This is a genomic window from Kitasatospora nipponensis, from assembly GCF_039528135.1.
Classification (GTDB): Bacteria; Actinomycetota; Actinomycetes; order Streptomycetales; family Streptomycetaceae; genus Kitasatospora; species Kitasatospora nipponensis.
On sequence record NZ_BAAALF010000248.1, the window covers coordinates 1 to 10,084 of the forward strand.

Annotated in this window: 12 protein-coding genes and 1 pseudogene; 7 read left to right on the forward strand and 6 right to left on the reverse strand. The window is 74.7% G+C overall.

What is annotated here, in order from left to right:
• A partial coding sequence (locus tag ABD323_RS36925; RefSeq protein ID WP_344446470.1) for a CAP domain-containing protein occupies positions 1-643 on the forward strand: 643 nt, incomplete at its 5' end.
• 16 nt (positions 644-659) lie between these two features.
• On the opposite strand, the gene ABD323_RS36930 is transcribed toward ABD323_RS36925, so the two are convergent.
• Positions 660-1,049, reverse strand: coding sequence for a DUF302 domain-containing protein (locus ABD323_RS36930; RefSeq protein ID WP_344446471.1), 390 nt, complete (start codon positions 1,047-1,049; stop codon positions 660-662).
• A gap of 237 nt (positions 1,050-1,286) precedes the next feature.
• Between ABD323_RS36930 and ABD323_RS36935 the strand changes: the two genes are divergently transcribed.
• The gene (locus ABD323_RS36935; RefSeq protein WP_344446473.1) at positions 1,287-1,430 is read left to right on the forward strand and encodes a hypothetical protein; all 144 of its coding nucleotides are present in this window, start codon (positions 1,287-1,289) and stop codon (positions 1,428-1,430) included.
• Between the two features lie 153 nt (positions 1,431-1,583).
• Here the strand turns inward: ABD323_RS36935 and ABD323_RS36940 are convergent, their stop codons facing one another.
• Together ABD323_RS36940 and ABD323_RS36945 are read right to left on the reverse strand one after the other, a co-directional pair.
• Positions 1,584-1,850, reverse strand: coding sequence for a metal-sensitive transcriptional regulator (locus ABD323_RS36940; protein WP_344446474.1), 267 nt, complete (start codon positions 1,848-1,850; stop codon positions 1,584-1,586).
• A 93-nt stretch (positions 1,851-1,943) separates the two neighbouring features.
• The gene (locus ABD323_RS36945; protein WP_344446475.1) at positions 1,944-2,687 is read right to left on the reverse strand and encodes an ArsR/SmtB family transcription factor; all 744 of its coding nucleotides are present in this window, start codon (positions 2,685-2,687) and stop codon (positions 1,944-1,946) included.
• A 122-nt stretch (positions 2,688-2,809) separates the two neighbouring features.
• Between ABD323_RS36945 and ABD323_RS36950 the strand changes: the two genes are divergently transcribed.
• From ABD323_RS36950 to ABD323_RS36965, 4 genes are all read left to right on the forward strand, one after another.
• Positions 2,810-3,286 carry a GNAT family N-acetyltransferase gene (locus ABD323_RS36950; RefSeq protein ID WP_344446476.1) on the forward strand — a complete coding sequence of 159 codons (477 nt, stop codon included), beginning with the start codon at positions 2,810-2,812 and terminating at the stop codon, positions 3,284-3,286.
• 71 nt (positions 3,287-3,357) lie between these two features.
• Entirely contained in the window at positions 3,358-4,539 is a 1,182-nt protein-coding gene (locus tag ABD323_RS36955) for a spore photoproduct lyase family protein (RefSeq protein WP_344446477.1), read from the forward strand.
• 218 nt (positions 4,540-4,757) lie between these two features.
• Positions 4,758-5,210, forward strand: coding sequence for a hypothetical protein (locus ABD323_RS36960; protein ID WP_344446478.1), 453 nt, complete (start codon positions 4,758-4,760; stop codon positions 5,208-5,210).
• Positions 5,211-5,399: 189 nt separating this feature from the next.
• Positions 5,400-7,391, forward strand: coding sequence for a GTP-binding protein (locus ABD323_RS36965; RefSeq protein WP_344446479.1), 1,992 nt, complete (start codon positions 5,400-5,402; stop codon positions 7,389-7,391).
• 137 nt (positions 7,392-7,528) lie between these two features.
• Here ABD323_RS36965 and ABD323_RS36970 read toward each other — a convergent pair whose 3' ends face one another.
• Complete coding sequence (locus ABD323_RS36970; RefSeq protein ID WP_344446482.1) at positions 7,529-7,783, reverse strand: hypothetical protein; 255 nt, start codon at positions 7,781-7,783, stop codon at positions 7,529-7,531.
• An 85-nt stretch (positions 7,784-7,868) separates the two neighbouring features.
• Positions 7,869-8,537 carry a TetR/AcrR family transcriptional regulator gene (locus tag ABD323_RS36975; RefSeq protein WP_344446480.1) on the reverse strand — a complete coding sequence of 223 codons (669 nt, stop codon included), beginning with the start codon at positions 8,535-8,537 and terminating at the stop codon, positions 7,869-7,871.
• A 44-nt stretch (positions 8,538-8,581) separates the two neighbouring features.
• Between ABD323_RS36975 and ABD323_RS36980 the strand changes: the two are divergent.
• Positions 8,582-9,880 (forward strand): annotated as a pseudogene (locus ABD323_RS36980) (MFS transporter); the annotation flags it as partial.
• On the opposite strand, the gene ABD323_RS46125 reads toward ABD323_RS36980, so the two are convergent.
• Positions 9,841-10,074, reverse strand: a complete 234-nt coding sequence (locus tag ABD323_RS46125) for a maleylpyruvate isomerase N-terminal domain-containing protein (RefSeq protein ID WP_425556291.1) — start codon at positions 10,072-10,074, stop codon at positions 9,841-9,843. The pseudogene ABD323_RS36980 and the gene ABD323_RS46125 sit on opposite strands and share 40 nt — an antisense overlap.
• Positions 10,075-10,084: the final 10 nt, after the last annotated feature.

Sequence of the window (10,084 nt, forward strand, 5' to 3'; positions counted from 1 at the left end):
GTCGGGGTCCGGCGCTCCCCCGGGTGCGCCGGGCGGGCCGGCCGCCGCGGTCGGTCCGACGAGCACACCCGCCGCCGCGTCGATGCCCTCCCAGGCGACGGTCCCGGCGGCCTCCCCGCAGCCGACCCAGCCGGCCCCACCGACCCAGCCGGCCCCACCGGCCCCGCCGCCGGTGCCGGCCGCGGTCCCGGTCGTGGCTCCGGCCGCTTCCGGCGACGGCGACGGCGCCGTCCAGGCGGTCCTGGACCGCATCAACCAGGCGCGGGCCGCGCAGGGGCTCGCCCCCTACACCCTCGACCCGGCCCTGAACAGCAGCGCGGCCCTGCACAGCCGGACCATGTCCGCCGGGTGCGGCCTGTCCCACCAGTGCCCGGGCGAGCCGGACGTCGGTCAACGGGAGAAGGCCCAGGGCGTGCAGTGGAGTTCGGCGGGCGAGAACATCGGCGAGGGCGGGCCCGTGGCGGCGAACACGACGGCCGAGGCCACCCAGGCCGTGAGCCTCACCCAGAGCATGCTCGACGAGAAGCCGCCGAACGACGGTCACCGGCGCAACATCCTGAGCACCGCGTTCACCCACGTGGGCATCGCGCTCGTCCGCGACGGCTCCGGCACGGTGTGGATGACCCAGGACTTCTCCAACTGACGGGCCGGCGACGAGGTCAGCCGGTGAGGGAGTCCAGGGCGGCTCGCAGGCGCACCGAGGCCTCCTCCGCGACGGAGGTGAGGTCCGGGCGCCCCGTGACGGTGACCAGCAGGTGCGGGTCCATCGCCTCGACCAGGGTTCCGTCCTCGGTCGTGCGGACCACGACGTTGCACGGCAGCAGCAGCCCGATGTGCCGGTCCACCTGCAGTGCGCGGTGGGCGAGCGGCGGGTTGCAGGCGCCGAGGATCAGGTAGTCCTCCAGCTCCTCGCCGAGCTTGGCCCGCAGGGTGGCCTGGATGTCGATCTCGGTGAGGATCCCGAAGCCCTGGTCGGCGAGTGCGGCGCGCACCCGGTCGACGGTCTCGGCGAAGGGCAGGGCGAGGGTGGTGGAGAGGCCGTGGTCCATGGGTTTTCCTCCGGTCGATGGGTGGGCTCAGGTCGCTCGGTTGGCCCGTCCCGTTACCCCCTGGGGTATATCCAGAGTACGGGAACCAGCGAGCGGAGCGGCGCATTCCGACCCTGTCGGCGGCTGGCGCCGACGTCGTGGCCAGTTCGGAGAATTACCCCCAGGGGTATGATGACCTCAAGCGATCGATCCGGTGGTTCCGCCCCGGACGGGAAGGACCCCACCATGTGTCGTCGAGTGACGTGCAAGCAGTGCGGCAAGGCCACCTACTCCGGGTGCGGCAACCACGTGGACCAGGTGCTGGCCGGCGTGCCCAAGGCGCAGCGGTGCGGTTGCCCGCCGGCGCCGAAGCGGTCGTGGTGGCCGTTCGGGGGGCGCTGACGGGAGGGCGTCGGGGTGCGGTGGGGATGGAGAGGCTCCCGGTCGTCACCCGAGGGCCCAACCGCCCACCCTCGCCGCCGCCTTGGCTGCCCTGCGCGGGCCGCCCGCGCCGTGCCCGGCTCAGGCCGGGCTCAGGCCGGGCTCAGGCCGGGCTCAGGCCAGGGCGAGGAACAGCTTCTCCAGCTCGGCCTCGCTCATCGGTGCCCCGCCCTGCTCGGCGTCGGCCAGGCACTGCCGCATCCCACTGGCCACGATCTTGAACCCGGCCCGGTCCAGGGCCCGCGACACGGCGGCGAGTTGGGTGACGACGTCCTTGCAGTCCCGGCCCGCCTCGATCATCGCGATCACACCCGCCAGCTGCCCCTGCGCCCGGCGCAACCGGTTCAGCACGGGCTTGACCGCCGCCTCGTCCACCTGCATCTCAGCCTCCTTCGATCCTTTCACTGTACCCCGGTGGGTATCCGGGCCCGATGGAGATGCGGCCGTCGTCGCCCTGGGCCGATGACCGGGCGGCTACCGGGCCTGTCGCCGGTCGTGGGACGGCGGTTCGGTGGCCGCGGACAGTCCGATGTGGTCGCGCAGGGCCTCGCTGCCCAGCTCCGTGACGGCGAGGGCACGGGTGGTCCCGATCCGGGTGACCCACCCCGCGGCCAGGGCGTGCCCGCAGAGGGCGGCGCCGACGGCCCCGCCCAGGTGCGGGCGCCGTTCGGTCCAGTCCAGGCAGGCGCGGACCAGTGGTCTGCGGGAGGCCTCGGGCAGGGCGATGCCCAGGTCGTCGAGCCAGGCCGCCCCCTGGGCGGTGAGCGACGGGTCGCTTCCCCAGGCCAGCAGGCCGCGGTCGGCCATCGAGTCGGTGACGGCCAGGCCCAGTTCCCCGGCCAGGTGGTCGTAGCACAGCCGCGCCCGGGCCAGCGCCCGCCGGCGTCCCGAGCCCGACAGCGAACGGGGCTCTGCGGTGCGGTGCGGCGCGAGCGCGGCGAGGCTCTCGATCAGGGCCAGCACACGGGGATCGGTCATCCGCAGGTAGCGATGGCGTCCGTGCCGTTCCTCGACGAGCAGTCCGCCGCGGACGAGCACGTTCAGGTGCTCGGTGGCGGACGAGGCCGCGACGCCGGCACGGCGGGCCAGTTCCGTGGCCGTCCAGGCCCGGCCGTCCAGCAGGGCCAGGCAGAAGTCCGCCCTGGTGCGGTCGGCCAGCAGCCTGGCCACGGCGGCCAGGTCCACGCCGATGTCCCGGCCCTCGCGCTGATGGTCCATGCCCCGATTGTCGTCGATCTCGCTTCGGGTCGGACCGAAGCGTCCGCGCCGTAGCGTCCCGTACCGACCGGGGCCACCGCGCCCCGGGCCCGCCCCCTTCCGCCAAGCCCCCAGGGAGTCTCATGCCCGCCACCGACAGCACGCCTCCGACCCGCTGGGCCGGCATCGGCCTCACGGTCACCGACGCCCCGCAGCCCAGCGAGGTCTCGCTCATCTCCGATGCCCTGGACCGGTTCAACGTCGACGCGACAGCCATCGACGACCGCCGCCCGCTGGCCGTCCTGGTGCGTGACTCCTCGACCGGAGGGGTGATCGGCGGTCTGACCGGTCGCACCTCGCTCGGGCTGTTCTTCCTCGATCTGTTCTTCCTGCCACGCGAGTTGCGCGGTGGCGGCCTGGGGGCCGAGATCCTGCGCCGGGCCGAGGGCGAAGCCCGTGCGCGCGGCTGCCGCACGGCGGTGCTGTACACGATCACCTTCCAGGCCCCCGGCTTCTACGCGCAGCACGGCTGGCGCCGCCTGGGCGAAGTCCCCTGCGACCCGCCGGGCACCGGCAGGGTCTTCATGACGAAGGACCTCGACCCGCCGACGATCCCCTGACCGCGCGCCGCCCGCAGGGCCCGCACCTGGGGGATCATGGGGGCCCGGCCCGCTGTTCCCCCGGAGTCCAGATGCCCGCCCACCGTGACCACCCGCCGCAGCCCGAGGGGCTGTTCCCGCTCAGCGACCTCGATCCGCCCGCCGCCCGGCGACCGGCACCGGGGCCGGGGCCGGTACGGCCCGTCACCGCGGCTGCCGCGCGGCTGCTGGACGTCCAGGAGATCTACGCGGAACCCGAGGCGGCCCGCTCCGCGTGCGGCCGACAGGTCCTCGACCGCTTCCCCCGGGCGCGGCTGATCACCGTGGACTCCCACTGGCGCATCCCCCACCTGCACGGCAACGAGGGGAACGTCGAACGGTGGGTGCGCACCAAGACCGGGACGCTGGTGCTGGGAGTCCGCAAGAGCCTCACCGTGCGTCCCAACGGCCGGTCGGCCGACTGGATCGCGCCGGGCCTGTCCAACGGGTGCGCGATGGCCTGCGCGTACTGCTACGTGCCCCGGCGCAAGGGGTACGCCAACCCCGTCACCCTGTTCACCAACACCGAGGCGGTGCTCCAGGCCATCGGGCGGCACGTCGCGCGCCAGGGCCGCAAGCCCGAGCCGAACCAGTGCGACCCCACCGCCTGGGTCTACGACGTCGGTGAGAACGGCGACTGCTCCGTGGACGCCCTGCTCTGCGACGGCACCGCCGACCTGGTCACGGCGTTCCGGCGCTGGCCGAACGCCAAGGCGTCCTTCGCGACCAAGTTCGTCAACCCCGCCCTGCTCGACCACGACCCCCGCGGGCGGACCCGGATCCGGTTCTCGGTGATGCCCCCGCAGGACTCCCGACTGCTGGACGTCCGCACCAGCCCGGTGGCCGAACGGATCGCCGCGGCCGGTGACTTCCTGGAGGCCGGGTACGAGGTGCACTTCAACCTGTCGCCGGTGGTGCTGCGCCCCGGCTGGGAGGAGGCCTGGGCGGACCTGCTGCGCCGGATGGACGACGTGCTGCCCGCCGCCGTGAAGGCGCAGGCCGCCGCGGAGGTGATCATGCTGACGCACAACCGCGACCTGCACGAGGTCAACCTCGGCTGGCACCCCCGGGCCGAGGACATGCTCTGGCAGCCCGCCCTGCAGGAGACCAAGCTCTCGCAGAACGGCGCCCACAACCTGCGCTACCGCGCCGAACTCAAACGGGCCGCCGTGGACCGACTCGGCGCCCTCGTCCGCGCGCACGCACCCTGGCTGCGCATCCGTTACGCCTTCTGATCCGGCCTGATGCGAGGTCAGGGGGCAGGTGGGTTCCGGCCATTAGTGTTTTCATCATGTGATAGACCTTCACATCGTGTTCCCACTAGGGTGACCCTTTACTCGACAGTGAGACGTTCTTGGTCATCGACAACTGTCAACCGGGCTTGTGGAGGGGACTGGTGGATGTGAACGACCGAATCCGTGCCGTGTGGAGCCGCAGGACGACGACGGCATTCGTGCGCAGCAGGATCGCCGCGACCGTGGGCGCCGTCGCCCTGCTCGCGGCTGCCCTCACGGGGGCGGGCGCCGGCACTGCGGGCGCCGCGACCGCGCCGGCGGTCGCCTCGGTGGCCCGGCTGGGCGGGTTCAGCTGCCCGGGCACGCCGGTTCCCACCGGGTACGTCATCACCATGTTCGACAAGGGCGGTTGCAACGGCGCGGGCGCCTGGCTGCAGCAGCCCGCGCGGGACGGGATCTGGACCTGCTCCGGCTCGCCCGTGGTGTCCGGATACGTCATCACCAACTACGACCCGACCGGCTGCGCGGGCGTCGGCGGCTGGCAGCACCGGCTGGTCCGCAACGGGATCTGGACCTGCCCCTACTCGCCGATCCCGGCCGGCTACCGCAGCACCACCTACGACGCCACCGGGTGCAACCACCTCGGCGCCTGGTACACCATTCGCGCCTGAGGTTCCGCGGGCCCCGGGGGTGGGGCGGGAGAAAAAGGGCGGCGCCGCACCGGGGACGTGCGGTAGTGTCCGGGCCGCCCGTCGGTCGTGCCGTGTACGACCGTCCTCGCAGCAAGGAGAGAGTCATGCGCCGAAAGCTCGGAGTAGTCGCGTTGACCCACGCCCTCTCTCTGGCCTCCGAGGACCACTGTGACCGTCACACCCCTGAACCTGGGCATCCTGGCCCACGTCGACGCAGGTAAGACCAGCCTCACCGAGCGGCTGCTGTTCGAGCACGGCGCCCTGGCCGCGCTCGGCAGCGTCGACGAGGGCAGCACCACCACCGATGCGGGTGAACTCGAGCGCGAGCGCGGGATCACCATCCGCACGGCCGTCGCGCCGCTGACCATGGCCGGCCGGCGGGTCAACCTGGTGGACACGCCCGGCCACCCGGACTTCATCGCCGAGGTCGAGCGCGCCCTGGCCGTCCTGGACGGGGCGGTGCTCGTGCTGTCCGCCGTCGAGGGGATCCAGGCCCAGACCCGGGTCCTGATGAAGTCGCTGCGCCGGCTGCGGCTGCCCACGGTGATCTTCGTGAACAAGATCGACCGCATGGGCGCCCGCGAGAGCACGCTGCTGGCGGAGCTCCGCCGTGGCCTGGCGCCCGCTCTCGTCCCGCTCGGTTCGACCGTGGGGATCGGCACCCCGGGCGCCCGGGCCGTCCCACTCCCGCTGGTCGACGGGCAGGGGGAGTCGCCGGTGGCCGCCGTTCTCGCGGAGCACGATGCGGCCCTGCTGGCCCGGCTCGTGGACGGCCCGCCGCCCACCGAGGCGCAGGTCCGCGAGCAGCTGGTCCGGCAGACGGCCGCCGCCCTGGTGCAGCCGGTCCTCTTCGGCTCCGCGCTGAGCGGCGCGGGCGTCGATGAACTCGCCCGGGGCATCGCGACGTTGCTGCCCTCGCCCGCCGCGGACGGCCAGGCCCCGGCGAGTGGCACGGTCTTCGCCGTCGACCGGACGCCGGGCGGGGAGAAACGGGCGTACGTCCGGCTCTTCGCCGGCCGGCTGCGCGAGCGGCAGCGGGTCACCCTGCACCGGGACGAGGCGCAGGGCACGACCACCCTCGGCGGACGGATCGCCCGGCTCGAGGACGTGGGCGAGGCGGGCGGCGGCGCCGAGCAGGGGCGGGGGCTGCTCACCGCCGGCGGGATCGGGATCCTGCGGGGCCTGCCGGGCATCCGGGTCGGCGACCGGATCGGTGCCGGCCACCGGGACCGGCCGCCCGCCCGGTTCGCCCCGCCGGGGCTGGAGGCCGCGGTGCGCGCCCGCCGCCCCGAGCAGCAGGGCGCCCTGCACGCCGCACTGGGCGCCCTCGCCGACGAGGACCCGTTCATCAGGACCCGCACCGCCGCCGACGGGAGCCTCTCGCTGCTGCTGCACGGCGCGGTCCAGCGCGAGGTCCTCGCGGCGCGCCTCCAGCGGGAGTTCGGCGTCGAGGCGGAGTTCGCCCCGGTCACGCCCGTCTACCGCGAGCGACCGCTGGGGACGGGCGCGGCGCTGCGCGAACTGGGTCCGGGTCCCGACGGGTTCTGGGCCACGGTCGGCCTGCGGGTCGAGCCGGCCCCGCACGGTTCGGGGATCCGCTACGCGCGGGAGACCGAGTGGGGAGCGCTGCCGCGGGCGTTCCACCGGGCCATCGAGGAGACGGTGTACCTGAGCCTGCGCCAGGGGTTGCTGGGCTGGGAGGTCACCGACTGCGCGGTGACGGTGACCCACGCGGGCTGGGCCTCCCCGCTGAGTACCGCCGCCGACTTCCGCCGGCTCACACCGCTCGTCCTGCTGCGGGCCCTGAGCCTGGCGGGCACGCGGGTGTACGAGCCGTGCCGGGAGGTGGAGGTCGAGCTGCCCGAGGACACCGTCGGGGCGGTGGCCGCGCGGATCGCCGTCCTCGGCGGCATCGTCGGCGCCGCGCGGGAGAACGGCGACCGGTGGACCCTCACCGCCGAACTGCCCGCCGCCGGGATGCAGGAACTCGGTGAGGCCCTGCCCGGCCTCACCGGCGGCGAGGGCGCGCTGTGGTCCCAGGCCGGCCCGGACCGCGCGGTCCGCGGCCCGGCACCCCGCCGGGTGCGGACCGACGGCAACCCGCTGGACCTTGAGGAGTACCGGCGCTTCCTCGCCGACCGGTCACTGAGCGGTCGTTGAACGGTCCTTGAACGGTCGGCGAGCCGGCGAGTGACCAGGTGAGCGCCCGTGCCGCCCGTCCCCCTGCCTCGACGGCGGGGGGCGGGGGGGGCGGGCGCTCAGGTGCCACCAGTGGCCCGGGCGCGCCCGAGGTCGGCTCAGGTGAGCGGGCGGATCCGGGCGGTGTCGAAGAGGTCGAGCACGCGCGGCAGCGGCCCGGCGTCGTGATGGTGCAGGGCGGACCAGAAGAGGTCGCCGGGCAGGGCGTGGCGCGAGGCGTAGACGCGGTAGGCGTAGCGCAGACCGTCGATGCCGGTCAGCTCGACCAGCCAGCAGTGGTCCGAGGAGCAGGGCGGCGGGTCGTCGCCGGGGTGCGGTTGCCCGTCGGGGTGGTGGTGCGGTGGCCGTGGCAACAGGTCCCCTCCCGGGCGGCGGATGGCGAGGCGTCTCGTCGGTGAGACCGCCCGCGGACCCGGAAGGTTGTGTTCCGATCCGGCCTCAGTGGCTCTGGCCGGTGTCGTCGGGGAGCGCGAACAGCCAGCGGTCGAGCATGACTTGGATCTCCGCGAGGATCGCCGGGTCGCCCTCCTCCCGGTGCCGGAAGGCCTCGTTGAGCAGCCCGCCGACGGTCGTGACCACCAGCTCGACCCGCAGCGCGAAGGCGGGGGAGTCGGGCAGGCCGTAGTGGTCGACGAGGACCGCGCGGATCGCGTCGGCCATCGTCCGGTCGCTCCGGTCGTCGTGGGCGCGCAGCGCCGGCAGGGGCGGTCCGTTGAACCAGAGCTGGCGAAAGCCCGCCTGCTCGCGCCGGAAGCGGACCTGGGCGGCCAGCAGCCGCGCGGCCAGCGCGCGCGGGTCGGCCGGCAGTGGGGCGGACAGCTCCTGGGTGATCAGCACGGTGAACTCGTCGAGCCACTGCACCGCCAGGCCGAGCACGATCGCCTCCTTGTCCGGGAAGAAGCGGTAGAGCACGCCGACCGAGACGCCGGCCTCGGCGGCGATCAGCTTGGTGCCGATCTCCTGGTAGGGCCGCTCGGCCAGCAGGCGGGCGGTGGCCGCCAGGATGCGGGTGACCTTCTCGCGGCTGCGGGCCTGCTGCGGTGCGCGCAGCACGCCGAACGGCGGCGCGGGCGGGGCGGTGGGTGCGGGTGGATCGAGGGCGGGCACGGCGCTCCTTGACAGGATGTCAAACGTGAATCAGAGTCTAGTTCATGTTTACGAACGGGGGAGCGGCCGCGGCGCCGCTGGGAAGCCGCTTTCGACTGCTCTGGTCCGCCGTCACGGTATCGAGCCTCGGCGACGGCATGCGCTTCGTGGCGCTGCCCCTGCTGGCCGCCAGGCTCTCCGGCGACCCGCGCGACCTGGCCCTGGTCGCCGCCGCCGAGCAACTGCCCTGGCTGCTGCTGAGCCTGCCGGCCGGGGCACTGGCCGACCGGGTCGACCGCCGCCGGCTGCTGGTGACGGTGGACGGGCTGCGCGCGGTGCTGGCCGCGGCCTTCGCGGTGGCCATCGCCGCCGACGCCGTCACCGTGCCGCTGCTGGCCGTGGTGGGCTTCCTGCTCGGCTGCGGGCAGACGTTCTACAACGCGGGGTGGGCCGGGGCGGTGCCGGCGCTGGTCGCCCCGGCCGACCGGGCCCGCGCCAACGGTCGGCTGCAGGCGGCCGGGCTGGTCACCGACTCGCTGCTGGGCGCCCCCCTGGGCACGGTGCTCTTCGGCCTCGCGGCGCTGACGCCGTTCGCGGTCGACGCGCTCTCCTTCGCGACGGCCGCGCTGCTGGTCCTGGGCATCCGCGGCGGCCTGGCCACCCCGGCCACGCCGTCCCACGACGGACCGGCACCCCAGGACGGACCGGTGCCCCGGCGCGCGGCCCGCGGTCTGGGCGGGCTGGTCGGCGAGGCGGCCGAGGGGGTGCGCTGGCTGGCCCGCCACCGGCTGCTGCGCGCCCTGTGCCTGACCGCCGGCGGCAGCAACCTGGTCTTCGGCGCGGTGATCGCGATCCTGGTCCTCTACGCCCGCCAGGTGCTGGGCCTGGGACCGCTCGGCTACGGCCTGCTGGTGGTCGCCTTCGCGATCGGCGGGGTGCTCGGCTCGGTGGCCGCGCCGCGGATCGCCGCGCGGCTGGGCACCACCGGCGCGCTGCTCGCCGGGACGCTCGGCGCCGGTGCCGCGCTGGCCTTCGCGGGGCTGAGCGACTCCTGGCCGCTGGCGGGCCTGGGCACGATCGGGTACGGCGCGCTCTCGATGTCCTGGGGCGTCACCGCGGTCTCGATCCGGCAGAACCTGGTCCCGGCCGACCTGCTCGGGCGGGTCAGCATGGCCTACCAGATGGTGGCCAACGGCAGTGTGGCGGTGGGCGCGGCGCTGGCCGGGGTGGTGGCGCACGCGTTCGGCCTGCGGGCGCCGTTCCTGGCCGGGGCCGCCCTGATGGCCGTCACCGGGCTGCTGACGGCCCGGATCGTGCGCCGCCGTCAGGCCGCCGCGACCCCGGGGCAGGAGGACGCGCCCGCGGCGCCGGCCCCGGCCGCGGTGCCGACCGCAGCGCCGGCCGCGGTGCCGGCCGCGGTGCCGCCGGCGGCCGAGGCGGTCGCGACGTTGTCGGACGGGTCGGTGACGGAGCCGTCGGCGATCCTGGTCCAGAACCGGTGCACCTGCCCGGTGTGCCTGAGCAGCTCGGCGACGTCCCACTCGGGGCAGCCGGCCACCCGCGCGGTG

Bases quoted from the DNA above. Each gene is read 5' to 3' on its own strand.
- ABD323_RS36930 (WP_344446471.1), bottom strand. From the start codon at position 1,049: ATGGACCACGGCCTCTCCACCACCCTCGCCCTGCCCTTCGCCGAGACC.
- ABD323_RS36940 (WP_344446474.1), bottom strand. From the start codon at position 1,850: ATGCAGGTGGACGAGGCGGCGGTCAAGCCCGTGCTGAACCGGTTGCGC.
- ABD323_RS36945 (WP_344446475.1), bottom strand. From the start codon at position 2,687: ATGGACCATCAGCGCGAGGGCCGGGACATCGGCGTGGACCTGGCCGCC.
- ABD323_RS36950 (WP_344446476.1), top strand. From the start codon at position 2,810: ATGCCCGCCACCGACAGCACGCCTCCGACCCGCTGGGCCGGCATCGGC.
- ABD323_RS36955 (WP_344446477.1), top strand. From the start codon at position 3,358: ATGCCCGCCCACCGTGACCACCCGCCGCAGCCCGAGGGGCTGTTCCCG.